The following is a 24,644-nucleotide window of genomic DNA, read 5'->3' as shown; positions in this document are numbered from 1 at the left end:
CAAGCAGGGAACAGCAGCGGCCCTTCCGCGTTATGTGTGCGAAGGCGGGTCCCCCCGCCCCCAACATGACAAAGGAGATCACCAATGCCACAGATCACCGACGCGAAAATTCTGATCGTCGCCACCCATGGTTTCGAGCAATCCGAACTCGAAGCCCCCCGCGACCGCCTTGGCGCCGCCGGGGCGACCGTCCACCTCGCCACGCTGGATGGCAAACCCGCCCGTGGCTGGGACGGTGACGACTGGGGCCACGAAGTGCCCGCCGACCTGTCGCTTGGCGATGTCGATCCGGCCGATTACGACGCGCTCGTGCTGCCCGGCGGGCAGATCAACCCCGACCTGCTTCGGGTGGAGGAAGACGTGCTGACCCTCGTGCGCAGCTTCCACGACTCCGGCAAGACGCTGGCCGCCATCTGCCACGCCCCCTGGATCCTGATCGAGGCCGGCATCGTCAAGGGCCGCGACATGACCTCTTACAAATCCATCAGCACCGATGTGAAAAACGCGGGCGCCAACTGGAAAGACGAGGCCGTCGTCACCGACCAGGGCCTGATCACCAGCCGTAACCCCAACGATCTGGACGCGTTCATCTCCAAGATCATCGAGGAAGTCGAAGAAGGCAAACACGACCGCAAGGCCGCATAAGCTGCGCCCCTGTCAGCAACACACAAAGCGCGCGGGCCCACCCGCGCGCCTTCCCTGCCACCCTCGCGCCAAAGCCGCCGTTGGCAAAAACGCAGCTACCGACGGCAGTGAGCCCAACTTACAAAATTTCTGCAACACGTCTAAGGTCCGCTTCGTGAAGCACGGGAAAAGGCGATAGATGTGATTAAGCAACCATTGTTGACAGGTTTCTTGTTCGTGGGGGCTACAATAATTCTCACATCATGCCGCTTTGATGGCGATCAACTTCGAGAGTACCTACCGTTGGAAGTTGCAGATGCATCTTCCATTTACAGTGAGCGAGACATTTTGTTCTGTGCCGTATCCATCTACGAACTTGCAGACACCCCCACAAATACCGATGTGCCGTTTTCAATTCCAAATCGTTCAACAACTGATTGGCTGCAACTGCCGCTCGAAGGAAAAGTGGATTACGGCTCTTTTGCGGCCCAAGCACTGTTTGACGGCAATGAATGCTTTGATCGCAAAGCGCAAAATATAACCGGGCTGCCGAAGCTGTCATATTACTACTCATCGGATCAGCAGGGCTACTTCATCGAAATACGACACGATCTGATTCTGGTTCACGATACAGTACGCAACCTGATCATCATTTCCAGCCGGGCCCGCTAGCGGTTCTTCGCGAAGCGGCCATTCGTCATAACCCGGTAGACGGCAGCTTCGTCCGCCGAGGCGTCATTGGAACGCAGCGCCATAATGTCTGCTCAGCCAATTCATGATAGTAAAGAAATGGCCCGCTCCGGCCTGACAGCCAACAACCAGCGCCGCCAAGCCCTGCGCGCAACCCTCGCGCGCAGGGCTTGGCGACCGTATGTTCATTCCGCTGCGGATCGTTTCGGCAGCACCCAGTCGGGGCGGGGGAAGTGGCAGGTGTAGCCGTTGGGGAAGCGTTCGAGGTAGTCCTGATGCTCCGGCTCGGCTTCCCAGAAATCGCCCGCGGGTTCCACCTCTGTCACCACGCGGCCCGGCCACAGGCCCGACGCCTCGACATCCGCGATGGTACGCAGCGCCTCGGCCCGCTGCTCCTCGGAGCAATAATAGATGGCCGAGCGATAGCTCAGCCCCATGTCATTGCCCTGCCGGTTCAGCGTGGTGGGGTCGTGGATCTGAAAGAACACTTCCAGCAGCCGCCGATAGGTGATCTTTGCGGGATCAAAGAGGATCTCGATCCCTTCGGCATGGGTGCCATGGTTGCGATAGGTCGCGTTGGGAACGTCGCCCCCGGTATAGCCCACGCGGGTGGACACGACCCCCGGCAGCCTGCGGATCAGATCCTGCATGCCCCAGAAACAGCCCCCCGCCAGAACAGCGCGTTCGCTCATGTCATATCCTCCACCTGATCCAGATAGGCGCCGTAGCCTTCGGCCTCCATGTCGTCGCGATGCACAAAGCGCAGCGAGGCCGAGTTGATGCAATAGCGCAAGCCGCCCCGGTCCTGTGGCCCGTCGGGAAACACATGGCCCAGATGGCTGTCGCCATGGGCCGAGCGCACCTCGGTCCGGATCATCCCCATCGACACGTCGCGCAGCTCTGTCACATGCGCAGGCTCGATCGGCTTGGTGAAGCTGGGCCAGCCGCAGCCGCTCTCATACTTGTCGGAACTGGCGAAAAGCGGCTCTCCGCTGACGATATCGACATAGATACCCGGTTCCTTGTTGGACAGATACGCGCCCGTGCCCGGCCGTTCCGTCCCGTTTTCCTGCGTGACGCGATACTGCTCCGGGTCGAGCGTGGCGATCACGTCGGGGTTCTTTTCATATTGCGCCATGGGTGTCCTCCTAGCGTGTCCTGCTGGATAGATGGGGCTTTTGCGCCAAAGTCAAAGAGCCGGCAGGGTCCGGTTCACGATTCCGCTTCCGTAGCTTGATAACCATCATCGCAAACCCCACGTCATTCGCAACAGAGTTTCCCTCTGTTAACCAAGGCACTACCCCGTGAGGCGCCGGCCGGCTTCCCCTGGTCGGCGCCGAACACGCGTCAGGCCAGCCGCGACACCGCCCAGCGGGCCGCATCCGCCACGACCGTATCGGCATCCTCGCACAGCCCCTGCGCCACGCCCAGCAGGCCCGCATCCCCCGAATTGCCAATCGCATAAAGCACGTTGCGCACGAACCGCCCCCGGCCGATCCGCTTGATCGGGCTGCCGCTGAAATGCGCACGGAACCCAGCATCGTCCAGCACCGCCAGATCGGCCAGCTTTGGCGCCAGAAGCTCTGGCCTTGCGTGGTATTTCGCCTCTGACGCGGCTTGCGCAAACTTGTTCCACGGGCAGGCGGCCAGACAATCGTCGCAGCCGTAAATCCGGTTGCCCAGAAGCGAGCGCAGGTCTTCCTCCACCGGGCCGTGATGCTCGATCGTGAGGTAGGAAATGCAGCGCCGCGCATCCAGCTGGTAGGGCGCGGGAAAGGCATTCGTGGGGCAGATATCCAGACAGGCCCGGCACGACCCGCAATGGTCACGCTCTGCCTCGTCCGCAGGCAAATCCAGCGTGGTAAAGATCGACCCCAGAAAGAACCAGCTGCCCAGCTCGCGGCTGACCAGATTGGTATGCTTGCCCTGCCAGCCCAGACCCGCCGCCGCACCCAAAGGCTTTTCCGGCACCGGGGCCGTGTCGACGAACACCTTGATCTCCGGCGGCTCCACCGATGAGGGCGGCTTGGCCGCTTGCTCGATCAGCCAGCGCCCCAACCGCTTCAGCCGTTTCTTGACGACGTCATGGTAATCGCGGTTCTGCGCATAAACGGAAATCGCCGCCCGGTCGCGATGCGCCAATATCTCCAGCGGATCATGCGAGGGCCCGTAATTCTCGGCCAGCATGATGACGGATCGCGCCTCGGGCCACAAAGCTGCCGGGTCGCCGCGCCAATGCGTGCGTTCGGCCATCCAGCCCATCTGCCCGTGATGCCCGGCCTCCAGAAAACCCGCCAGCCGGCCCGCGACCTGCGGCACATCCCAGGGCCGGCAGATCCGGCAGGCCGAAAACCCCTCTTCAAGGGCCCGCGCCACCAACCTGTCCTTCAACCCCTCCATCCCGGTCCTTCCCGTTTCATCGGTTGGGAAAATACCCAAGGGAGACTGGGCCGCAGGCAAGAGGGTCGCAGCCCCCCGCCCTGGCCACGCTCAGAAATCGAGGTTCGAATAATGCGCAGGCGGCGGAAAGCCCGATACCTGATCGGCAAGGATGGACCGGAAGGCCGGGCGCGATTTGATCTTCGCGTACCAGTCCTTCACGATATCCGACCGGTTCCAATCTACGTCAGAGATGTAATCCAAGGACGACAGATGTGCCGCAGCCGCGAAATCGGCCAGCGTCATCGTCTCACCGGCCAGCCAGCGCCGATGCTCCAGCAGCCAGGCGAGGTAATCCAGATGGTACTTGATCGCCTTGGCCCCGTCCTTGACGTTGCGGCTGTCGGGAAAGCCCAGCTTCATCACCTTCTTGTTGACGCGCTCATACAGCAGCTTGGAAGTCACCTCGTTGTGAAACTTGTCGTCGAACCAGCTGACCAGCCTGCGCACCTCATAGCGATTCTCGGCAGAGCGCGGCATCAGGGGCGGCTCCGGGCAGACCTCTTCGATATATTCGCAAATGGCAGAGCTTTCGGACATCATCCGCCCGTCGAATTTCAGCACCGGCACCTTGGCGGCAGGGTTGCGGCGCAGGAAATCGGGGTCTTTCTCCCAGTAACGCTCCTCGACCAGTTCAACCTCGATCTTCTTTTCGGCAAGGCTCAGTCGCACTTTTCTGCAAAATGGCGACAGCGGAACATGATAGAGGCGTGCGGTCACGTTAGGACAATCCTGTTGAGGGCATATGCTCCTGTTTGCCGCGAAGTGCGCCGCGATTCAACTGGATTAGCAGGTTTCGCGCGCTTCCTTGCCGGGACGTTTTGTCCGCCCTGACGCAGGCCGGCCGCGCCCTTCGCGCGATCAACGGGCGGTTTTCACAGCCCCAAACGGTTTCGGGGCGGCAGCTTTCGCTACCGCCCCGATCCCACTGTCAGATGTCACACGAGGTAAAAAGACACCTGATAGAATGTCTGCCGAAACTGTCCGGCCTTAGTTGAACGAGTAAACCAGCGACACGCCGAAGGTGTTGTCGGTTTCGTCATAGCCGTCTGCGGGATCCGAATGGTACTCGGTCAGCAGGCTGGTGCGCAGCGCCAGGGTGTTGGTCATCGCAACGCTCAGGGCCAGGTCGTTATAGACAACGGTATCGGACTCGGACCACACCACGTCGGTGTCGTTGGTCAGGTACACGGTCTCGGTCAGCTTCTGTGCGTAGTCGGACGAGATACCAAAGGCGCCTTCGTCGATGTCGGACAGCGACGCGTCGGCCAGGTCAGCAAAGCGGTAGCCGGGGCCAGCTTGTACGGACCACTGGCGCTCTGCTTCGTTGAAGATCCGGTAACCGGCACCAAAGCTGACGAATGTGTCATTCTCGAACGAAGAGAACTTGTCGACCGAACCCTGGATCTTGCCGAATCCGAAGACGGCAGGCGTGAAATCACGGGTGTATTCAAAGCCGTAGAACAGGCTTTCTTCGGTTTTCTTGCCGTCGTCTTCACCGTAGGTGTAGCTCAGCTGAAGCTCGTAGCCGTTTTTGCCCTGAACGTAGTTCAGGTCGGCGCCGACGCCCAGATCAGCCGTGTCGGTGTTGCCCGAGGTTGCAACGCTGCGCAGCGCGAAGCTGCCCGAGAAGCCCTGGGGGCGGCCTTCATTGCCGAACCGGTCGAGGTCACGCTCGGCATCATCTTCGATGGCTTCAAGCAGATCTTCGTTCTGGTCTTCGGCGATGTTGGTGTTGGCGAATACGTTTTGTGCAGATGCAACCGACGCGAAGGTGGAAGCAATAACTGCGGCGCCAAGGATGGCACGGAGGGAGGTGTTCATTTTCGTTATCCTAGATAGTTGTTGTGCAGAACCCCTCTGCATTCGTGCCTTCTAGCACCACGATGTTGCAGCGCAGCAAGGAGTTGAAATCCGCCATTTCGACCCCCTCAATCTGTGTAGAAATATACACAGTGGCAACAAAGCGCCCAAGCCAACTTGAGCAATTTCAACCGGTTAGACGCAGGATTTCCGGAAGTCGGAAATTATATGAGGGGGCCACTTGATACGCGCGCGACCCGACAGGGATCGTTTGCAGGACTGCATTGCATTCTGCGAATGCCAAATGGCCGTTTCCGGACCCGCCGCGAAGGGCTCGCGCCGCCGAATCATCCCTGGGTGGAAAGCAGGCCCGCAGGCCACCGCCCTATTCGAAGCAATCAGACCGGCCGTCGCGGGCAATGGTTGCGGCCCCGTCGCGGATGGACCCCGCCCGGCGGCTGACAGAGGCCGTGGGGCGCGAGGCCGACCGGTCCTTGGGCGCGGGCAGCACCGCCGCCAGCCGCGCCGCCTGCGTGTCGCTGAGGCGCGCGGCACTGACGCCGAAGTAATGCCGTGCTGCGGCCTCGACGCCAAACACACCCTCGTCGAACTCCGCGACGTTCAGATAGACCTCAAGGATACGGCGCTTGGACCAGACCGCCTCGACCGCCGGGGTCAGGAGCGCCTCCAGCGCCTTGCGCAGCCAACTGCGGCCATGCCAGAGATAGACGTTCTTGACGACCTGCTGGCTGATGGTCGAGGCCCCGCGCGCCCCGCCCGTTTCCAGCGCCGCCCGAATGGCCACCATGTCAAACCCCCAATGGGTGCAGAAATTGGCATCCTCGGCCGCCACTGCCGACCGCAGCATCGCGGGCGCGATCTGATCGGCACTGACCCATTGCTGGTCAACAGACCGGCCCATGCGCCGCGCCTCGGTCATCATATAGGGGGTCGTGGGCGGGTTCAGCACCGCATACCCCACCACCGCCAACGCGGCGAGGCCCACCACCGCGACCGCCACCCAGAAAAGCCGCCGCAGCAGCCACCGGATCGGACGGGGCCTTGCCTTGACCGCTTTGCCGCGTTTCGCGGTCTTGCGCGTTCTGGAACTGGTCTTGCTGCTCTTGCGTGCCATACCGTCAGCTATACGGCCCCGCATGGCTTGCGAAAACCCGGCATCTGCACGGTGCCGGCCCACTGTGCCATTTTTCCAAACCGGCAAACGGCAAACGGCCCGGGGAGTTTCCCACCCGGGCCGTCCAGTCACCTGTCGCCTGCCAAGGCAGGATCACTCTGCCGGAACGGCGGTGCTTTCCTCGCTCAGCGGATAGGCGATCTTGTTCAGCATCTCTTTCGGGCAAATCTGCACGAAATTGGCCTGCTCGTAATCCCAGTGCTGCAGGATATCCAGCGCGCGGCGGCTTTGGGTCTCGTCCGCATGCCGCTGGATCAGACCTTTCAGCTGATCCACCCAGTGATCAACCGTCACCGGACAGGTCACCAGCGTCTCGGGGTTCAGAACCCGCTCTGCCTTGCCCTCGGGATCATAGAGATACGCCATACCACCGGTCATGCCCGCGCCAAAGTTGGCACCGATCGGCCCAAGGATCACCGCAACCCCACCGGTCATGTATTCACACCCGTTGGACCCGCAGCCCTCGACCACGACCTTCGCGCCAGAGTTCCGCACGGCGAAACGCTCGCCCGCACGGCCCGCCGCGAACAGGTACCCATCCGTCGCGCCATACAGAACCGTGTTGCCGATGATCGTGTTCTCGGCAGCCACCAGCGGCGAATGCATCGGCGGACGCACAACGATGGTGCCCCCCGACAGACCCTTGCCGACATAGTCATTGGCATCGCCCGACACTTCCAGCTTCAGCCCCGGCGCCGCAAAGGCCCCAAGCGACTGCCCGGCAGACCCGGTCAGCTTCACCGTCAGGTGATCGGGCTGCAACGCGTTGCGCATGCCGAAATTCTGCACGATGTGGCTGGAGGTGCGCGTGCCCACCGTCCGGTCGGTGTTCTGCACCGCATAGGACAGCTGCATCTTCTCGCCATCTTTCAGGAACCGCGCCGCATCGCGCACGATTTCCGCATCCAGCGTGTCCAGAACGGCGTTCCGCTCCTTGTCGCGGTTATAGACGATGTCATCCGACCCATCGACACGGATCAGCAGCGGGTTGAGGTCCAGATCGTCCAGATGATCCGCACCGCGGCTGACCTGGCTCAGAAGATCCGCACGCCCGATCACCTCATCCAGCGACTTCGCCCCGATCGAGGCGAGAATCTCGCGCACTTCCTGCGCGTAGAAGGTGATCAGGTTGACGACCTTGTCGGCATTGCCGGTGAACTTGGCCCGCAGCGCTTCGTCCTGCGTACACACGCCCACCGGGCAGGTGTTGGACTGGCACTGACGCACCATGATACAGCCCATCGCGATCAGCGCGGCGGTGCCGATGCCGTATTCCTCGGCCCCCAGCATCGCGGCCATGACAATATCACGCCCCGTGCGCAGCCCGCCATCGGTCCGCAAGGTCACGCGGCTGCGCAGGTTGTTCATCGACAGGACCTGATGCGCCTCTGTCAGGCCCATTTCCCACGGCAGACCGGCATATTTGATGCTGGTCGCGGGCGATGCGCCCGTGCCGCCGTTATGGCCCGAGATCAGGATGATATCCGCCTTGGCCTTTGCCACGCCCGCCGCAATCGTGCCGACGCCGCTCGAGGCAACCAGCTTCACCGTCACCTTGCAACGCGGGTTGATCTGCTTGAGGTCATAGATCAGCTGCGCCAGATCCTCGATCGAATAGATGTCGTGATGCGGCGGCGGGCTGATCAGCGTGACGCCTTCGGTCGAATGGCGCAGACGCGCGATCAGCTTCGTGACCTTCATGCCGGGCAGCTGGCCACCCTCGCCGGGCTTGGCGCCCTGGGCCACCTTGATCTCCAGCTCTTCGCACTGGTTTAGGTATTCCGCCGTCACGCCGAACCGGCCAGAGGCCACCTGCTTGATCTTCGCAGACGGGTTGTCGCCATTGGGTTCGGGCACGAAATGCGCCGGATCTTCTCCGCCCTCGCCACTGTCGGATTTTGCACCGATGCGGTTCATCGCGACGTTCAGCGTCTTGTGCGCCTCGGGTGACAGCGCGCCCAGCGACATGCCCGGCGTCACGAACCGCTTGCGGATCGAGGTGATGGATTCCACCTGCTCCAACGGGATCGCGTCGCCCAGGGGCTTGATCGCCAGAAGGTCGCGCAGATGGATCGGCGGGTTGGCCTGCATCGCGTTGGAATACTGTTTCCACAGGGCAAAGCTGGCCTTGTTGCACGCCGCCTGCAGCAGGTGCATGTTCTGTGCGCCCCAGGCATGGGTCTCGCCCGATTTGCGCGCCTTGTAGAAGCCGCCGATGGGCAGCACATCCTGACCACCGCGGAATCCCAGCGCGTGGATCTCCTCGGCCTTGGTCTGGATGCCGCTGACCCCGATGCCAGAGATGCGGCTCAGCATGCCGGGGAAGTATTCCGCGCACATGGCACGGCTCAGCCCGACCGCCTCGAAGTTCAGACCGCCGCGATAGGAAGAGATGACGCTGATGCCCATTTTCGACATGATCTTCAGCAGACCCTGGTCGATGGCGGCACGGTAGCGGGCCATCGCCTCTGTCAGCGTGCCGTCGATCAGGCCCCGGTCAATCCGGTCGGCAATGGTGGATTCGGCCAGCCACGGGTTGACCACGGTCGCACCCGCGCCGACGAGAACCGCAAAGTAATGCGGGTCGATGCATTCCGCGCTGCGCACGTTGAGCGAACAGAAGGTCCGCAGCCCCTTGCGCGTCAGGTGGCTGTGCACCGCGCTGGTGGCCAGAATCATCGGCATCGCCACCTTGTCGGCATCGGCATGGTGATCGGTCAGCGTCAGATGCCCGGCGCCGGAACGCACGGCGTCCTCTGCCTCGGCCCGCACCCGCGCCAGCGCCTGACGCAGCGCATCCGGCCCGGCATTCACCGGGAAGGTGCAGTCGATCTCGGCCAGCTCGGCGTTGAAATGCCGCGACAGCTCCTCGAACTCGCCATTGCCGATGAACGGGCTGTCGACCACCAGGATCTCTGTCTGCGCGCTGGATTCGTCCAGCACGTTCTTGAGGTTCCCGAACCGCGTCTTCAGGCTCATCACCCGGAACTCGCGCAGGGAGTCGATCGGCGGGTTGGTCACCTGGCTGAAATTCTGCCGGAAGTAATGGCTCAGCGGCCGGTACTTGCGCGACAGAACCGCGGCCGGCGTGTCATCGCCCATGCTGGCCAGCGTTTCCTTGCCGTCCTCGGCCATCGGCGCCAGGATCTGCTCGATCTCTTCCACCGTGTAACCGGCCGCAATCTGGCGCCGCCGCAGATCCGCACCGGTGACCAGCGGGTATTCCTGCACGCCAGCCAGCTTTGCATCCAGCTCGTTGATCTTGCCGACCCAGTCGCCGAAGGGCTGGCTTGCCGCCAGACGATCCTTGATCTCGGTATCGTGGTAAAGCTTGGCCTCTTTCATATCGACAGCCAGCAGTTGCCCCGGACCAAGCGCACCCTTCTCGCGTACCGTGCCTTCGTCAACCGACACCATGCCCGCCTCGGACCCGGCAATCAGCAACCCGTCGCCCGTCACGACATAGCGCATCGGGCGCAGACCGTTGCGGTCCAGTCCCGCGCAGACCCAGCGGCCATCGGTCATCGCCAGCGCGGCGGGGCCGTCCCACGGCTCCATCACCGAGTTGCAGTAGGAATACATGTCGCGCCACGCCTGCGGCAGCTCCACCGCCTGCTTGGACCAGGATTCCGGCACCAGCATCGTCTTGGCCATCGGCGCATTGCGCCCGGCGCGCACCAACACCTCGAACACCGCATCCAGCGCGGCACTGTCTGACGCCCCGTTGGCGATGATCGGCTTGATGTCATCGGCCATGTCACCGAAGGTCGCAGAGGCCATGCGGATCTCATGGCTCTTCATCCAGTTGACATTGCCCTTCAGCGTGTTGATCTCGCCGTTATGGGCCAGCATGCGGAACGGCTGCGCCAGCCACCACTGCGGGAAGGTGTTGGTCGAATAGCGCTGGTGATAGATCGCAAAGGCGCTCTCGAACCGGTCATCCTTGAGATCGGGATAGAATTCCGCAACCTGCTCGGCCAGCATCATGCCCTTGTAGATGATCGACCGGCAGCTCAGCGACGCCAGATACAGCTCGCCAATACCAACCGCCGCGGCGGCCTTCTCGATCCGGCGGCGAATGACATACAGCTCGCGCTCGAACGTCTCTTCATCCACACCCTTGGCGTTCGAAATCAGGATCTGCTCGATCTCGGGGCGCGTCGCGTTGGCCTTTTCCCCCAGAACAGAGATGTCCACCGGCACGTGCCGCCAGCCATAAATGTAATGCCCCATCCGCAGAACCTCGGTCTCCACGATGGTCCGGCAGGTCTCTTGCGCGCCGAAATTCGTGCGCGGCAGGAACACCTGCCCCACGGCAATCAGCTCATCCCTGCGCGGCTCGTGGCCGGTGCGGCGGATCTGGTCATAAAAGAAAGGCGCCGGGATCTGCACGTGAATGCCCGCACCATCGCCCGTCATGCCATCAGCATCGACAGCCCCCCGGTGCCAGATCGCCTTCAGCGCGTTGATACCCGCATCAACCACGCGGCGCGCAGGCTTGCCATCCAGCGACACGACCAGACCAACCCCGCAGGAGGAATGCTCGTCCTCCTCGGAATAAAGACCATTCTCGGCCATCCACTTGCGCTTTGCCTCTTCGGCGGCAACCCATGCAGCATCATATTTGGTCATGGTCTTTGTCCTCCATGAATGGCCGGCACGTACCGGCGAATGAGCGGAAACCCTGGCGAAGACCCCTGCCTTCCTGGGTTCCCAAATATCTCGGGCGCGTGGGGGCTGCCCCCGGCTCCCGCAATTTCAATCCGTCGCATGGTCAGGCGTCTCACCCATCCATGCCAAATTCAGCGAGCGTCTCTTTCCGGCTCAGCCGCGGATGGTCGCCCACCAGCGACCAGCAGTCGGGGCGCTCATCGGCAAAGATCTCGCGCTCCATCACCAGCCCGTTTGCATCATCCAGCAAACCGACGGCCAGTTCGTAATCGCCCGCGCCGTCCTCGCCCTGATCAAACCGGTACCACAGCGTCGATCCGCACGTGCCGCAACTGCTCCGGCTGGCCCAGTCAGACGACCGGAATGTCCGCACGGCAGAGGCATCTTCGATCGCCATGTCGCCCTTGGCCACGGTGACGCCGAAAAACGCCGATCCGGCCCAGCGGCGGCATTGCGGGCAATGGCAGACATGCGCCTTTGCCGGGTCAAGCCGCGCGGTAAAGCGAACCGCGCCGCACATGCACTGACCTGTCCGCTCCTCCATGGCTTTACCCTTCCGTAACGATTCCGACAACAAAGGTCATTGGCACTGACCCATCCACCGATTTTCAAGGCTTCCGCCCGGTCAAAGGGCATTTGTACATATTTTCGGTACAAATGCCCCCAAAGGCCCAAAACTCAGGCGCTACTCAGCCGCGACAGCGACCTTGCCCGCGAACTGGCCCAGCACCGCTTCGGCGCAGTCGCGACCGTCACGAATGGCCCAGACAACAAGGCTCGCACCGCGCACGATGTCACCCACGGCATAGACGCCGGGCAGGCTGGTGGCCCCGGTTGTGAACTCTGCCTTGACGGTGCCCCAGCGGGTCACTTCCAGACCTTCGGTGCCCCAAAGCTGCGGCAGGTCTTCCGGCTCAAAGCCCAGCGCCTTGACGACCAGATCGGCGTCCTCGACATAGTCCGCACCCTCGATCACCTCGGGCGCCTGACGGCCTGTTGCGTCCGGAACGCCCAGTCGCATCTTCTGGACCATGACACCTTCGACGGCATCGCCGGTGAAGCCTTTCGGCGCGGTCAGCCAGACGAATTCCACGCCTTCTTCTTCGGCATTCTGCACTTCGCGCTGCGATCCGGGCATGTTGGCCTTGTCGCGGCGATAGAGGCATTTCACGCTTTCGGCACCCTGACGAATGGCCGTGCGCACGCAGTCCATCGCCGTGTCGCCGCCGCCGATCACGACGACTTTCTTGCCTTCCGCGTTCAGCTCGCCGCTGTCGAATTCGGGCACATCGTCGCCAAAGCTCTTGCGGTTTGAGGCGGTCAGATAGTCGATCGCCCGCACGATTCCGGCCGCGCCAGAACCCGGCCCCTGCAGGTCGCGCGTCTTGTAAACGCCCGTCGCGATGATGACAGCGTCATGTTTTGAACGGATTTCCTCGAAAGAGATGTCCTCGCCGACATTGCAGTTCAGCACAAAGGTCACGCCCCCGTCCTCCAACTGCTTGTTGCGGCGCATGACGATGTCCTTCTCCAGCTTGAAGCCGGGGATGCCATAGGTCAGCAGCCCGCCCGACCGGTCATAGCGGTCATAGATGGTCACCTGCACACCGGCCCGGCGCAGCACATCCGCCGCCGCCAGCCCGCCGGGGCCCGCACCAATGATGCCCACGCTTTCCTCGCGCTCGGCCGCCGGCTTGATGGGCTGCACCCATCCTTTCTCCCAGGCGGTATCGGTGATGTATTTTTCGACTGCCCCAATGGTCACGGTGCCGTGGCCGGACTGCTCGATCACGCAATTGCCTTCGCACAGACGGTCCTGCGGGCAGATGCGTCCGCAGATCTCCGGGAAGGTATTGGTGGCCTGGCTGACCTGGTAGGCTTCTTCCAGCCGACCCGTCGCCGTCAGGCGCAGCCAGTCCGGAATATTGTTGTGCAGCGGGCAGTGGCTCTGGCAATACGGCACGCCGCATTGACTGCACCGGCTGGACTGCTCCTTGGCCTTTGCATCGGCATATTCGGCATAGATCTCGTGAAAGTCGTGGTTGCGCTGATCCGCATCCCGCTTCTCCGGCATATCCCGGTCGATCTTCACGAATTTCAACATCGGCTGCTCAGCCATGTCACGCTCCCAACATCCACTCTCCGCGCCTTACTACGCAAGGTCGGAATGGAAGAAAAGTCAGAACTACTTACCTATATTGAAAAAACTTACCCAAAAGTCACACTGTCGGCCATTTTTCTTTACAAAATAGGTATCGTTCCGGCCCTATATTCATGCTTTCCTTGCGAAAGCAAACCCTTATACGAGACACAAGTGAACACTGGAAAGGCCATGACATGCCTGTCTTCCACCTCATGCTCGTGGCGCTGATCCAGGGCATTACCGAATTTCTGCCGGTTTCCAGCTCTGGCCACCTGATTCTGTTGCCAAGTTTAACCGGCATGGAGGATCAGGGACAGGTAATCGACGTGGCCGTGCATGTCGGAACGCTTTTTGCCGTTGTGCTCTATTTCTGGGCGGATGTGCGCGAAGCGTTGGCGGGAACCGGTCGGCTGCTGCGAGGGCGCGTCGACACACCGGGCGCAAAGCTGGCGCTCTGCCTTGCCATCGCAACCGTCCCTGTGATTCTGGCGGGTCTTGGCATGAAGCTGACCGGACTGGACGATGCTTTGCGCTCTGTGACAGTGATCGCCTGGTCAATGCTGGTATTCGGCCTTGTCCTTTGGTGGGCGGACCGAACGGGCAAGGACCACAAACAAGCCGCGGACTGGACCCCATGGGAGGCGCTCAAGCTGGGCCTCTGGCAAGCGGTTGCGCTCATTCCCGGCACATCACGTTCCGGCATCACCATCACAGGCGCACGCCGCATGGGCTACAACCGCTCCGATGCCGCGCGGATCGCAATGCTGATGTCGATCCCGACAATCCTCGCCTCCGGCACCCTGCTGGGGCTGGAGGTCGCAACAACTGCAAACGCTGCCGCAGCCCGCGACGGCGCCATCGCCGCAGCGATGGCATTTGTCGCAGCACTTGGCGCCCTCTGGCTGATGATGCGACTGCTCCGGTCTGTCAGCTTCACCCCTTACGTGGTCTACCGGATCCTTTTCGGGGTGATCCTGTTGTTCATCGCCTACAGCTGAGGAAATACGCCGCATGGATGCGGGCCCAAAGGCCCGAGGACTTCCGCGCGGAAGAGACCTTCAGGTCGCTGACAAGCGGAACCCGGGCGCGCGGTCAACAGCGCGCAACCCTTTTCAAGCCCGATGATAGGGGGTTCCCGCCGCAATGGCGGCAGCACGGTAAAGCTGCTCTGCCAGCATCACTCTGGCCAGCATATGCGGCCAAACCATCTTGCCAAAAGACAGCACATTATCTGCACTTTCACGCAGTTCCGGATCAACGCCATCTGCGCCACCGATCACAAAAGCCGCATCTTGCGCACCTTGGTCGCGCCATCCACAGATCATCTCGGAAAATGCAGGAGAGCTCATGGCCTTGCCGCGCTCATCCATCACGCAAAGCCGCGCTCCGGACGGCACTGCCCGCTTCAGCAACACAGCCTCGGCGCCCATCCCGCCGCCTTTGCGATCCTCGACTTCGGAAACCGTGGCAGGCCCGAGGCTCAGGCCACGGCCTATCCGATCAAATCGCTTCAGGTAATCATCAATAAGGCTACGCTCGGGACCGACTTTTAGTCGGCCCACCACGCATAATTGGATCCGCATGCGTCAGCGCCGGTCAGACGTACCGCCAGATGCACTCTGCCACATCTTTTCCAACTGGTAGAACTCCCGCACTTCGGGACGGAAGACATGCACGATGACATCGCCGGTATCGACCAGCACCCAATCGCCCGTTTCCTTGCCTTCTACCTTGGCAAGGCGGCCATAATCCTGCTTGAGAGTGTCCACCAGCCGCTCCGCGATGGAGGCCACCTGGCGCGAAGACCGGCCGCTGCAGACGATCATGTAATCGCCAATGGCCGTTTTCCCGCGCAGATCGATCTGCGCGATGTCCTCGGCCTTGCTGTCTTCGAGTGAGTGAAGGATGCCGGCGAGAAGCTCCTCGCTAGATACATCCACATAGCTGCCCGCGATCGGGGCCGCATGATCAGCGGCAGGTGCCGCGTCAATTCCAAGAGACAGGACTGCGTCCTCCTTGCTGTCAATGCGCCGCCATGCCCCGGCGCCGGGTACGTCTATAGATAGCACTTGGCAGGTAAAATCTCAATGACATGCCGGAATTCAAGCGCTGTTGCCGATCACATTGCGGCAAACGCAGGCATTAAGCCGAATGAACAAGCATCTGCAAGAGCCCGCCCGCGCAAACGCGGGCTTCGCCGAGGAAGTGGCCCTTGGGGCCGCTGAGGAGGTGAACCACCCCGGGCGTGCGCCATGCGCGCGCAACTGCAGGCGTCTCACGCGCCCGGATGCGCCTCTTTCCCTGCGTGCCCGACCTCCGCGTGCCCGACGGGATCTTCAAGCATCCGGACTTCGCGCTGCGGAAAGGGGATCGATACGCCATGTTCCTGAAATGCATCCCATAGCGCCAGATACACGTTCCCTCGAATATTGGTCAGCCCACCCGTCGGATCCCGTATCCAGAATCGCAGGATATAGTCGACGGAGCTGTCCCCGAAGCCAACGATGTGACAGACCGGCGGCTTGAAGCTCAGCACCCTTTCGACCGATTTCGCAGCGTCAATCGCCAATTGCCGAACCTTGTGTGGATCATCGCCGTAGGCCGTCCCGAAAAAGATATCGAGGCGCACAAAGTCGTTGGTATGGGACCAGTTGACCACCTGCCCGGTGATCAGGTCTTCGTTCGGGATCAGGTACTCCTTCCCGTCCCGCGTGACCACGCTCACATATCGCGCGCCCAGCGAGTTGATCCAGCCAAAGGTCTCCCCCAGCGAAATCACGTCCCCCGGTTTGATCGACTTGTCCAGCAGGATGATCACCCCTGACACAAGGTTCGAGACCACCTTTTGCAGGCCGAAGCCAAGGCCAACACCGATTGCGCCCGACAGCACAGCCAGCCCCGTCAGATCGACCCCCACCAGGCGCAACCCCAAAAAGAACGCGGCGCCGAACAGGATAACCTGCAGGAATTTCACCGCCAGAACCTGCATCGACGGCGAGATATCCTCGTTGGCGCGGATCTGCTCTGTTGTTGCCTTTGATATGAAACGTGCCACGGTGATCAGGACACCCAGCATCACCGCCGCCTGAAGCAGCAACCACAAAGAGAACCGGGTCTCCCCGACCGATACTGCGGCGCTGTCCAGGATTTGCTGCGCCTCGCCCGTCAGCCCGAAAATCCGCAGCGTAACCCATGCCCAGGCACCGTATCGCACCAGCGACCTCAGCAGCGGATTGGCAATCAACCGCGTCGCGAACACGATGATCAGCCAGGCTGTGGAAAGATTCGCGATGATGACGAGGATGTAGGACCGCGATGGCCAGGTCACCTCCCGCATCACGCCCGCAACCAGCGAAATGGCCAGAACAAAGAAGATCATACGCAGCCGCCGATGCGTGACGACAAGAATACGCATGCGCCATTTGGGCCAACCTTCCCGGGCCCTCATCCATTCGTGCATCCGGGGCCGCATGGCCCGCGCAAGAAGGCTCGCGACGAGAAACAGGCCCAAGGCGATGGCCAGCTGATACGCGTTCCACGGACGAAGGAGCTTGTAGAACAGGGCTTCCGCCTGGCCCAGAAGGGACTGACCCAACTCCAGAAGCTCGGAAGGGTTGGAAAGAAGCTCTTGCTCCATCGGGATCCTAAACGTCGTTGGCGTGGTAGGCCAGCGTGGCACCCAGACCGCTTTGGCGCAAGGCTTTCGCGTCATTGTGCCCTTGATAGACTCGGTCCGGGCCTGTATCTGGCACAGGATGACACTGGTTTTCGATATCTGCGACCGCGCCCGCCTCCGCGAGCGGTTCTTCGGGTCCACGCACACTGTGCTGGCCCGACTACAGGCCTGACCTGTCCGCCTGCATGCGGCCTGTGCTGCGGCACGTATATGCGACCCGACATTCTATCAAAAACGGAGAGGACCGATGTCCCCCAAGACGCTTTATGACAAAATCTGGGATGCCCATCTTGCCCATGAAGGCGAAGACGGCACCTGCCTGCTTTATATCGACCGCCATCTCGTGCACGAAGTAACGAGCCCGCAAGCCTTTGAGGGGCTGCGTATGGCAAACCGCAAGGTGCGCGCGCCGGACAAGACGATTGCCGTGCCCGACCACAACGTGCCCACCACGGCCGGCCGCGAAAATCCCGCCAACATGACCGAAGACAGCGCCATCCAGGTCGCCGCGCTTGACAAGAACGCGCGTGATTTCGGCATCCATTATTACCCGGTGTCGGACGTCCGCCAGGGCATCGTGCATATCGTGGGACCGGAACAGGGCTGGACGCTTCCCGGCATGACGGTGGTCTGCGGCGACAGCCACACCGCCACGCATGGTGCGTTTGGCGCGCTGGCGCATGGCATCGGCACGTCCGAGGTCGAACATGTTCTGGCCACGCAGACGCTGATCCAGAAGAAATCCAAGAACATGAAGGTCGAGATCACCGGCAAGCTGAAGCCCGGTGTGACCGCCAAGGACATCACCCTCGCCGTGATCGGCGAGACCGGCACCGCCGGTGGCACCGGTTATGTCATCGAATATTGCGGCGAAGCGATCCGCGACCTTTCGATGGAAGGCCGGATGACCGTCTGCAACATGGCAATCGAGGGCGGCGCGCGCGCTGGCCTGATCGCACCGGACGAAAAGACCTTTGCCTATGTCAAAGGCCGCCCGCACGCCCCCAAAGGCGCCCAGTTCGAGGCCGCGCTGGCATGGTGGAAAACGCTTTATTCCGATGACGACGCCCATTGGGACAAGGTCGTCACGCTGAAAGGCGAAGAGATCGAGCCCGTCGTGACCTGGGGCACCTCGCCCGAGGACGTGCTTCCGATCAGCGCCACGGTCCCTGCGCCCGAGGATTTCAAAGGTGGCAAGGTCGAGGCCGCCAAACGCGCGCTGGACTATATGGGCCTGACCCCCGGACAAAAGCTGACCGACATTCAGATCGACACGGTCTTCATTGGCTCTTGCACGAACGGACGGATCGAAGACCTGCGGGCAGCGGCCGCCATCCTGAAGGGCAAGAAGATCAAGGACGGCATGCGTGCCATGATCGTCCCCGGGTCTGGCCTTGTGCGTGCGCAAGCCGAAGAAGAAGGCCTTGCCGACATCTTCAAGGAGGCCGGTTTTGAATGGCGCCTTGCAGGCTGTTCCATGTGTCTTGCCATGAACCCCGACCAGCTGTCCGAGGGCGAGCGCTGCGCCTCCACCTCGAACCGCAACTTCGAAGGGCGACAGGGCTATAAGGGCCGCACGCATCTCGTGTCTCCGGCGATGGCCGCAGCCGCGGCGATCACTGGCCATCTGACCGATGTCCGGGACCTGTTAACCGAGACCGCATGACGGATATTCAGCGAATTCATGCACTGCTGCGGAACCTACTTGGCTTGTTCGATGAAGCACGGGTGAAGCGGGGCTGGCCGGAGGAATTCCGGCACGTCCTCCTTGTCCCCGATGCCTCATCGCAGCGCGAAGGGGGCCGCAGCAGGTCTGAAGCCATGGGTTCGCTGAACAAACTCGTTTTTCATTCGGAGGACGGGCAAAGCGGCGCGGGCTCCCGGATGAAGGCATGGCACGCACGCACAAAGAACGATCTGGAACGGCCATCAACGCTTTTTCAGAAGCGCCGTCAGAGCGCATCTTTGGCGGATTGGGAGGAACCAAATTGATCAGTCAGCATATCGCACCGCATGGATTGGCCAGCGCCTGATGCACAGTTTTTCAGGAACCTGCCCGGTCTGTTCGCATGCGACCACATATACCAGTGAAAACGATTGGTTTCGCGACTTTCTGCATTGCGCGCATTGCAAATCGATCCCGAGAGAGAGGGCCTTCGTCTATGTGCTCGAACGCGCCCAGCCGGATTGGCGCACGAAAGTGATCCACGAAAGCAGCCCGGCGGATCGCAAGGTCTCAACCCGGATACGCGATGCGTGTCCGAACTACATACCGACGCAATACTTCCCGCATGCGCCGCTGGGCAGCATTCATGAAGGGACACGTTGCGAAAATCTCGAAGCGTTGACCTTCGAGGACAATTCGATCGATCTGCATTGCCACCTCGATGTGATGGAACATGTGAACCATCCCGACAAATGCTTCGAGGAAATGGAGCGCACCTTGCGTCCCGGCGGGCAGATAATCTTCACCACCCCTGTCTACGAGGAGTTGGTGCATACCCAGCGGTGGGGCTATTACGACGATCAGGGGCAGGTCCATTTCCTGTTCGAGCCGGAATATCACGGCAACCCGATCGACAAGAAAGGCGCGCCAGTCACGTTCCATTACGGGCAGGATCTGGCCAACATGATCCTGCAATGGACCAAGGATTGTGGCGTCGAAGTAATCACCCTGAACGACCCTTACCTGGGCGTTCTGGGCAAGTTCCGCGAAGTTTTCGTGGTCACCAAGCGCGGCCCGGCCGCGAACAAGGTTCAAGGACTGAAGCGATGGAAAAATTTCAAAAACTGACAGGCATCGCGGCGCCCATGCCGCTTGTCAATATCGACACGGACATGATCATCCCGAAAGTGTTCCTCAAGACGATCAAGCGTTCGGGCCTTGGCGTGAACCTCTTCGACGAAATGCGCTATGATCGGCAAGGCAACGAGATCCCGGATTTCGTGCTCAACAAGCCGCAATATCGCGAGACGGAAATCCTTGTCGCGGGTGACAATTTCGGTTGCGGGTCATCGCGCGAACACGCGCCATGGGCGCTGAAGGATTTCGGCATCAAATGTGTCATCTCGACATCCTTTGCGGACATCTTCTTCAACAACTGCTTCAAGAACGGCATCCTCCCCATCGTTCTGCCGCAAGAGGCTGTGGACGTGCTGATGACGGATGCCGAGAAGGGTTCGAACGCGCGGATGACGATTGATCTGGAAAATCAGACCGTCACGAGCTCGGACGGTGATGTGTTCTCGTTCGAGGTCGACAGCTTCAAGAAACACTGCCTTCTCGAAGGGTTGGACGATATCGGCCTCACAATGGAGAAGGCCGCGGCCATCGACACGTTCGAAGCAGCAGCAGCACAAGCCCGCCCCTGGGTCTGAAGATGCTTAGCGCCTGAAGGGCCTTCATGTCCCGGGCGTCGCCTATCCGCAGGCGGCGCCCGATTTGATTGCGGTGCGTGCCGGTACTGGCGCGCTCATGCGTCTGGGCATTAACCACATCTTCAGCAATTTTCTGCCATTCCATACGGCGCGCACGCGGCTGACCCTGCGCCGCAATTTCATCTGGATCACCCCGGCAGAGAAATGGCACCGACCACAAACAAGCCCGACTACCGCAGGCGTTCCTGCCAATCGGCCTCGTGTCCCGGCTCTGCAATGGCCGGCCCGGACAGGTTAAAGCGGACGCTTGCCTGCCTCGTCGTATGCTTCTGCACGCTTTTCCTTTCAGCGCCCGACGCCCCCGCCGAACAGCTGAGGTTCGCCATCTGGCATGCGCCGCTGTCGCGCAGGGGGCCGGGCTTGCTCTTTCGCGACATCCTGAAGGGGAAGGATGCGGAAATTGCCGCGGTGGTTGAGGGGATCGTTGTCGCAAAGCCGGACATCCTTGTGCTGACGAATTTCGACTATGACGCGGGGAGTGCCGCACTTGCCGCGTTCCAGTCACGGCTGGCAGTGGCAGGCCATGCGATGCCCGAACGTTTCTCGCTTCGTCCGAATACGGGCATGGCCACGGGCGTGGACATGGATGGCGACCGGCGGCTTGGTGGGCCACGGGACGCGCAAGGCTATGGCATGTACGCAGGTGAGGGCGGTATGGCGTTGCTCTCTCGCCTTCCCGTATTGGACGGCGCAATCGACCTCAGCGCGATACTGTGGCGGGATTTTCCCGGCACCCACATCGCAGATGCCGCGCTGACAGAGGATGCCGCAGCGATCCAAAGGCTCAGTTCCGTGGGCCATTGGGCGGTGCCGCTGGACACGGGGCACGCTGTGCTCTGGGTGCTTGTCTATCATGCGACAACGCCGGTCTTTGACGGGCCGGAGGACCGCAACGGGCGACGCAACCATGATGAGACAGCGCTTTGGCTTGCCTGGCTTGATGGATTGCTGGGCGAGCCGCCACCCGAAGGGCAGTTTGTGCTGATCGGCGATGCCAACACCGACCCGCAGAAGGGCGAAGGCCGCCGCTCTGCCCTGCTGCGTCTGCTGGGCGACCCGCGGTTTCAGGACCCACGCCCAACCCACCCGTCGCGCAGGGGCGAACATGCCGCCGACACCGTGGATTGGCCCGACCCCGAACCCGGCGACCTGCGGGTCAGCTACATATTGCCCGACAGTGACATGCGGGTGCTTGCATCCGGCGTCGCATGGGAGACGACCGAGGACCATCAGCCCGCGATTGCGCACAAGCTGGTCTGGGTCGACGTCGATACAGACCCTTAGCGCAACCGACTGTCCGCGCCCCGCAAAGGCGCCACGAAGGCTTGCGAAACGCCCTTCGTTTCTTGACGCTTCCCACGCCAATGGATAGGGCGATGGGCAAAGCATCGACAAAGGACAACGCCCATGAGCAACCCTTCGCTTCTTATCCTCGCCGGCGACGGCATCGGCCCCGAAGTCATGGCCGAGGTGCGCCGCATCATCGATTGGTATGGCGAAAAGCGTGACATGCCCTTCGACGTCAGCGAAGGTCTGGTTGGCGGCTGTTCCTACGACGCTCATGGCACCCCCCTGACCGATGAAACCATGGCCCGCGCGCAAGAAGTTGACGCCGTCCTGCTGGGCGCTGTCGGCGGCCCGCAATATGACGATCTGGATTTCAGCGTAAAACCAGAACGCGGCCTGCTGCGCCTGCGCAAGGAAATGGATCTTTACGCCAACCTGCGTCCGGCACAGTGCTTCGACGCGCTGGCCGATTTCTCCTCGCTCAAGCGGGATGTGGTCGCAGGTCTGGACATCATGATCGTGCGCGAACTGACAAGCGGCATCTATTTCGGCGAGCCGCGCGGCATCATCCAGGAGGGCAATGAACGCGTCGGCATCAACACCCAGCGCTATACCGAGTCCGAGATCGAACGTGTCGCACGCTCGGCATTCGAACTGGCGCGCCGCCGCGGCAACAAGGTCTGCTCGATGGAGAAGGCCAACGTGATGGAATCCGGCGTTCTGTGGCGCGAAGTCGTTCAGAGAATCGGCGACACCGAATACCCCGATGTCGAGCTGAGCCACATGTATGCCGATGCGGGCGCGATGCAGCTTTGCCGCTGGCCCAAGCAGTTCGACGTGATCGTCACCGACAACCTGTTCGGCGATCTTCTGTCGGATGCCGCAGCGATGCTGACCGGCAGCCTTGGCATGCTGCCGTCTGCCTCGCTTGGCGCGCCGATGGACAATGGCCGCCCCAAAGCGCTCTACGAGCCGGTGCACGGTTCGGCCCCCGACATCGCAGGTCAGGGCAAGGCCAACCCGATCGCCTGCGTTCTCAGTTTCGCCATGGCGCTGCGCTACAGCTTTGACAAAGGGGCAGAGGCGGACCGTCTGGAACAGGCGGTCGAGAAGGTGCTCGCCGATGGCCTGCGCACAGCTGACCTGCTGGGCGAGGAAGGCGCAACACCCGTCTCCACCAGCGGCATGGGCGATGCTATTTTGGCCGCATTGGAGGCCAGCCTCTAAGCATAGGCCCGAAAACCTCTGCATGATTGGCGTTCAGGCTTGCCCGAGAGCGCCAATCATGCAGTCTAAAGGCGGAACACGCGCAGGAAAGACGATCACATGTACCTGAAAGGCGTGCTCTACGCCCTGACAGCCTTTGCCATCTACGCTACCCATGACGTCGTGATCAAATTCCTGGGCGCGATCTATTCGCCTGTCCAGATCATCTTTTTCTCGTCGCTGACATCCTTTCCGCTGGTGGCCTTCATGCTGATGGGTGATCAGACGCAGGGAAACCTGCGCCCCGTCCACCCCTGGTGGATCCTTCTGCGCACGCTCTGCACGCTGATCACAATGATGTCTGCCTTCTACGCCTTCTCGGTCCTGCCACTGGCCCAGACCTATGCGATCCTGTTTGCTTCGCCATTGCTGATCACCCTCCTGGCAATCCCGATGTTGGGAGAAAGGGTCGGCCTGCACCGCGGAGCCGCCGTCATTCTGGGCCTGGCGGGCGTGTTCATTGTCCTGCAGCCCGGTTCGTCAGAGCTCTCGCTGGGCCATCTCGCAGCTCTGTCCGCTGCCATCTTCAGCGCGCTGGCCTCCATCATTGTGCGCAAGATCGGCCGCGAAGAACGGTCCGTTGTGCTGATGCTCTATCCTCTGGCCGCCAACTTCATCGTCATGGGGTCATTGCTCAGCTTCGTCTATCAGCCAATGCCCCTTCTCCATCTTGGCGGCATCGGGGTGATCTCCCTGTTCGGTTTCGTCGCCGGTCTGTTTCTCATCGCGGCCTACAAGAATGGCGAAGCCGCAATCGTGGCACCGATGCAGTACTCTCAAATCATCTGGGCAACTGTGTACGGATTTCTGCTCTTCAACGAATCGATAGATCGCGCAACCATAGTCGGGACGTCGGTGATCATAGCGTCCGGGCTCTACATCGTCTTTCGGGAAAGCCGCGGCGGACGGTCCGACAACACGCCGGTCCTGCGCACCCGATCGCGTGGTGCCACGGCCGCAAGTTTCCGCATCACGCATATGCTTCGACGGGCAAAACAGCGCGGTTAGACCCTTGCCAAAGCTCCGACCTTTCTTTAATCCGCGCCCTACGGTCGGAGTGTAGCTCAGCCTGGTAGAGCACTGTCTTCGGGAGGCAGGGGCCGGAGGTTCGAATCCTCTCACTCCGACCAGAATTTTCGAGAGATTGTCCAGTGTCGCGCTTGCCCTTGTGGGGAGGCGGTCCTGAACCGCCCCGGGTTTACCGGAGAGGGTTTGGTTCAATAGTTAGTCGGCTTTGAACAACGCCTTCAGACCGCCTGAGCGACAGGAATTCGCGTTGTCGGCGACTTCAGGTGGGCCGCAAGCCAGCAGATGACTGCAGCCCAAATGGCCCGGAGGTGGGCGAGTATCTTGCGGATGTTGTGACCGCAGCCACAGAGGACCGCGAAGATCGCATCGCCGGTGGTGCCCTT

General features: G+C 61.5%; 22 protein-coding genes, 1 tRNA gene and 1 pseudogene. 11 read left to right on the top strand and 13 right to left on the bottom strand.

Going from position 1 to position 24,644, the window contains the following annotated elements:
* Positions 1 to 84: 84 nt before the first annotated feature.
* A complete protein-coding gene (locus tag EDD52_RS16695; protein WP_132247064.1) occupies positions 85 to 645 on the top strand; it encodes a type 1 glutamine amidotransferase domain-containing protein in 561 nt (186 codons plus the stop codon).
* Positions 646 to 825: 180 nt separating this feature from the next.
* Positions 826 to 1,296 (top strand): hypothetical protein, encoded by a 471-nt coding sequence (locus EDD52_RS16690; RefSeq protein ID WP_132247062.1) that lies wholly within the window; start codon positions 826 to 828, stop codon positions 1,294 to 1,296.
* Positions 1,297 to 1,499: 203 nt separating this feature from the next.
* Here the strand turns inward: EDD52_RS16690 and msrA are convergent, their stop codons facing one another.
* The 9 genes from msrA to EDD52_RS16645 all read right to left on the bottom strand — a co-directional run bounded on the left by msrA (position 1,500) and on the right by EDD52_RS16645 (position 13,541).
* Positions 1,500 to 2,006 carry a peptide-methionine (S)-S-oxide reductase MsrA gene (gene msrA / locus EDD52_RS16685; RefSeq protein ID WP_132247060.1) on the bottom strand — a complete coding sequence of 169 codons (507 nt, stop codon included), beginning with the start codon at positions 2,004 to 2,006 and terminating at the stop codon, positions 1,500 to 1,502.
* A complete protein-coding gene (msrB, locus tag EDD52_RS16680) occupies positions 2,003 to 2,452 on the bottom strand; it encodes a peptide-methionine (R)-S-oxide reductase MsrB (RefSeq protein WP_132247058.1) in 450 nt (149 codons plus the stop codon). Before msrB ends, msrA begins: the two co-directional genes overlap by 4 nt.
* Before the next feature lie 209 nt (positions 2,453 to 2,661).
* On the bottom strand, positions 2,662 to 3,714 hold the full coding sequence (queG, locus tag EDD52_RS16675) for a tRNA epoxyqueuosine(34) reductase QueG (protein ID WP_132247056.1): 1,053 nt from the start codon (positions 3,712 to 3,714) through the stop codon (positions 2,662 to 2,664).
* Positions 3,715 to 3,804: 90 nt separating this feature from the next.
* Positions 3,805 to 4,473, bottom strand: coding sequence for an FtsZ-binding protein FzlA (fzlA, locus tag EDD52_RS16670; protein ID WP_132247054.1), 669 nt, complete (start codon positions 4,471 to 4,473; stop codon positions 3,805 to 3,807).
* 270 nt (positions 4,474 to 4,743) lie between these two features.
* Positions 4,744 to 5,577, bottom strand: coding sequence for a DUF481 domain-containing protein (locus EDD52_RS16665; RefSeq protein WP_132247052.1), 834 nt, complete (start codon positions 5,575 to 5,577; stop codon positions 4,744 to 4,746).
* 364 nt (positions 5,578 to 5,941) lie between these two features.
* Positions 5,942 to 6,691 (bottom strand): monofunctional biosynthetic peptidoglycan transglycosylase, encoded by a 750-nt coding sequence (gene mtgA / locus EDD52_RS16660; RefSeq protein WP_132247050.1) that lies wholly within the window; start codon positions 6,689 to 6,691, stop codon positions 5,942 to 5,944.
* Positions 6,692 to 6,844: 153 nt separating this feature from the next.
* Entirely contained in the window at positions 6,845 to 11,383 is a 4,539-nt protein-coding gene (gene gltB, locus EDD52_RS16655; protein ID WP_132247048.1) for a glutamate synthase large subunit, read from the bottom strand.
* 151 nt (positions 11,384 to 11,534) lie between these two features.
* Positions 11,535 to 11,966: a GFA family protein gene (locus tag EDD52_RS16650; protein WP_243651983.1), complete on the bottom strand. Its 432-nt coding sequence runs from the start codon at positions 11,964 to 11,966 to the stop codon at positions 11,535 to 11,537.
* A 141-nt stretch (positions 11,967 to 12,107) separates the two neighbouring features.
* Positions 12,108 to 13,541 (bottom strand): NAD(P)-dependent oxidoreductase, encoded by a 1,434-nt coding sequence (locus EDD52_RS16645; protein WP_132247046.1) that lies wholly within the window; start codon positions 13,539 to 13,541, stop codon positions 12,108 to 12,110.
* Positions 13,542 to 13,759: 218 nt separating this feature from the next.
* Between EDD52_RS16645 and EDD52_RS16640 the strand changes: the two genes are divergently transcribed.
* Positions 13,760 to 14,563, top strand: a complete 804-nt coding sequence (locus tag EDD52_RS16640; protein WP_132247044.1) for an undecaprenyl-diphosphate phosphatase — start codon at positions 13,760 to 13,762, stop codon at positions 14,561 to 14,563.
* A 114-nt stretch (positions 14,564 to 14,677) separates the two neighbouring features.
* On the opposite strand, the gene rlmH is transcribed toward EDD52_RS16640, so the two are convergent.
* The 3 genes from rlmH to EDD52_RS16625 form a co-directional block, all read right to left on the bottom strand.
* A complete protein-coding gene (gene rlmH / locus EDD52_RS16635; RefSeq protein WP_132247042.1) occupies positions 14,678 to 15,148 on the bottom strand; it encodes a 23S rRNA (pseudouridine(1915)-N(3))-methyltransferase RlmH in 471 nt (156 codons plus the stop codon).
* A gap of 3 nt (positions 15,149 to 15,151) precedes the next feature.
* Positions 15,152 to 15,634 (bottom strand): ribosome silencing factor, encoded by a 483-nt coding sequence (gene rsfS / locus EDD52_RS16630; protein WP_243651982.1) that lies wholly within the window; start codon positions 15,632 to 15,634, stop codon positions 15,152 to 15,154.
* A gap of 206 nt (positions 15,635 to 15,840) precedes the next feature.
* Positions 15,841 to 17,202: a mechanosensitive ion channel family protein gene (locus EDD52_RS16625; protein ID WP_132247040.1), complete on the bottom strand. Its 1,362-nt coding sequence runs from the start codon at positions 17,200 to 17,202 to the stop codon at positions 15,841 to 15,843.
* Between the two features lie 286 nt (positions 17,203 to 17,488).
* On the opposite strand from EDD52_RS16625, the gene leuC reads away from it, so the two are divergent.
* The 8 genes from leuC (at position 17,489) to EDD52_RS16585 (ending at position 24,362) form a co-directional block, all read left to right on the top strand.
* On the top strand, positions 17,489 to 18,907 hold the full coding sequence (gene leuC, locus EDD52_RS16620) for a 3-isopropylmalate dehydratase large subunit (RefSeq protein ID WP_132247038.1): 1,419 nt from the start codon (positions 17,489 to 17,491) through the stop codon (positions 18,905 to 18,907).
* Positions 18,904 to 19,233: a hypothetical protein gene (locus EDD52_RS16615; protein ID WP_132247036.1), complete on the top strand. Its 330-nt coding sequence runs from the start codon at positions 18,904 to 18,906 to the stop codon at positions 19,231 to 19,233. The genes leuC and EDD52_RS16615 overlap by 4 nt, the downstream gene beginning before the upstream one ends.
* 40 nt (positions 19,234 to 19,273) lie before the next feature.
* A complete protein-coding gene (locus EDD52_RS16610) occupies positions 19,274 to 20,035 on the top strand; it encodes a class I SAM-dependent methyltransferase (RefSeq protein WP_132247034.1) in 762 nt (253 codons plus the stop codon).
* Positions 20,014 to 20,619 carry a 3-isopropylmalate dehydratase small subunit gene (gene leuD / locus EDD52_RS16605; protein WP_132247032.1) on the top strand — a complete coding sequence of 202 codons (606 nt, stop codon included), beginning with the start codon at positions 20,014 to 20,016 and terminating at the stop codon, positions 20,617 to 20,619. Before EDD52_RS16610 ends, leuD begins: the two co-directional genes overlap by 22 nt.
* A 204-nt stretch (positions 20,620 to 20,823) precedes the next feature.
* A complete protein-coding gene (locus EDD52_RS16600) occupies positions 20,824 to 21,963 on the top strand; it encodes an endonuclease/exonuclease/phosphatase family protein (RefSeq protein WP_243651981.1) in 1,140 nt (379 codons plus the stop codon).
* 123 nt (positions 21,964 to 22,086) lie between these two features.
* Positions 22,087 to 23,193, top strand: a complete 1,107-nt coding sequence (leuB, locus tag EDD52_RS16595) for a 3-isopropylmalate dehydrogenase (RefSeq protein WP_132247030.1) — start codon at positions 22,087 to 22,089, stop codon at positions 23,191 to 23,193.
* Positions 23,194 to 23,292: 99 nt separating this feature from the next.
* The gene (locus EDD52_RS16590) at positions 23,293 to 24,240 is read left to right on the top strand and encodes a DMT family transporter (protein WP_132247028.1); all 948 of its coding nucleotides are present in this window, start codon (positions 23,293 to 23,295) and stop codon (positions 24,238 to 24,240) included.
* A 45-nt stretch (positions 24,241 to 24,285) separates the two neighbouring features.
* A tRNA-Pro gene (locus tag EDD52_RS16585) sits at positions 24,286 to 24,362 on the top strand.
* 117 nt (positions 24,363 to 24,479) lie between these two features.
* Here the strand turns inward: EDD52_RS16585 and EDD52_RS24045 are convergent.
* Positions 24,480 to 24,644: pseudogene (locus tag EDD52_RS24045) on the bottom strand (IS5/IS1182 family transposase); the annotation flags it as partial.

The sequence above is a fragment of the Primorskyibacter sedentarius genome (assembly GCF_004342065.1).
Taxonomy (GTDB): Bacteria; Pseudomonadota; Alphaproteobacteria; order Rhodobacterales; family Rhodobacteraceae; genus Primorskyibacter; species Primorskyibacter sedentarius.
The sequence above is the reverse complement of the archived record's forward strand: the minus strand, read 5'-3'. Positions and strand labels throughout refer to the sequence as shown.

What these genes read in the sequence shown, in the direction of transcription:
- EDD52_RS16650 (WP_243651983.1), bottom strand. Translation starts at nt 11,966, where the DNA reads ATGGAGGAGCGGACAGGTCAGTGCATGTGCGGCGCGGTTCGCTTTACC.
- leuB (WP_132247030.1), top strand. Translation starts at nt 22,087, where the DNA reads ATGAGCAACCCTTCGCTTCTTATCCTCGCCGGCGACGGCATCGGCCCC.
- leuC (WP_132247038.1), top strand. Translation starts at nt 17,489, where the DNA reads ATGTCCCCCAAGACGCTTTATGACAAAATCTGGGATGCCCATCTTGCC.
- EDD52_RS16645 (WP_132247046.1), bottom strand. Translation starts at nt 13,541, where the DNA reads ATGGCTGAGCAGCCGATGTTGAAATTCGTGAAGATCGACCGGGATATG.
- EDD52_RS16695 (WP_132247064.1), top strand. Translation starts at nt 85, where the DNA reads ATGCCACAGATCACCGACGCGAAAATTCTGATCGTCGCCACCCATGGT.
- msrB (WP_132247058.1), bottom strand. Translation starts at nt 2,452, where the DNA reads ATGGCGCAATATGAAAAGAACCCCGACGTGATCGCCACGCTCGACCCG.
- gltB (WP_132247048.1), bottom strand. Translation starts at nt 11,383, where the DNA reads ATGACCAAATATGATGCTGCATGGGTTGCCGCCGAAGAGGCAAAGCGC.
- queG (WP_132247056.1), bottom strand. Translation starts at nt 3,714, where the DNA reads ATGGAGGGGTTGAAGGACAGGTTGGTGGCGCGGGCCCTTGAAGAGGGG.
- leuD (WP_132247032.1), top strand. Translation starts at nt 20,014, where the DNA reads ATGGAAAAATTTCAAAAACTGACAGGCATCGCGGCGCCCATGCCGCTT.
- EDD52_RS16625 (WP_132247040.1), bottom strand. Translation starts at nt 17,202, where the DNA reads ATGGAGCAAGAGCTTCTTTCCAACCCTTCCGAGCTTCTGGAGTTGGGT.
- msrA (WP_132247060.1), bottom strand. Translation starts at nt 2,006, where the DNA reads ATGAGCGAACGCGCTGTTCTGGCGGGGGGCTGTTTCTGGGGCATGCAG.
- mtgA (WP_132247050.1), bottom strand. Translation starts at nt 6,691, where the DNA reads ATGGCACGCAAGAGCAGCAAGACCAGTTCCAGAACGCGCAAGACCGCG.
- rlmH (WP_132247042.1), bottom strand. Translation starts at nt 15,148, where the DNA reads ATGCGGATCCAATTATGCGTGGTGGGCCGACTAAAAGTCGGTCCCGAG.
- EDD52_RS16600 (WP_243651981.1), top strand. Translation starts at nt 20,824, where the DNA reads ATGGCACCGACCACAAACAAGCCCGACTACCGCAGGCGTTCCTGCCAA.
- EDD52_RS16610 (WP_132247034.1), top strand. Translation starts at nt 19,274, where the DNA reads ATGCACAGTTTTTCAGGAACCTGCCCGGTCTGTTCGCATGCGACCACA.
- EDD52_RS16665 (WP_132247052.1), bottom strand. Translation starts at nt 5,577, where the DNA reads ATGAACACCTCCCTCCGTGCCATCCTTGGCGCCGCAGTTATTGCTTCC.
- EDD52_RS16590 (WP_132247028.1), top strand. Translation starts at nt 23,293, where the DNA reads ATGTACCTGAAAGGCGTGCTCTACGCCCTGACAGCCTTTGCCATCTAC.
- EDD52_RS16615 (WP_132247036.1), top strand. Translation starts at nt 18,904, where the DNA reads ATGACGGATATTCAGCGAATTCATGCACTGCTGCGGAACCTACTTGGC.
- EDD52_RS16640 (WP_132247044.1), top strand. Translation starts at nt 13,760, where the DNA reads ATGCCTGTCTTCCACCTCATGCTCGTGGCGCTGATCCAGGGCATTACC.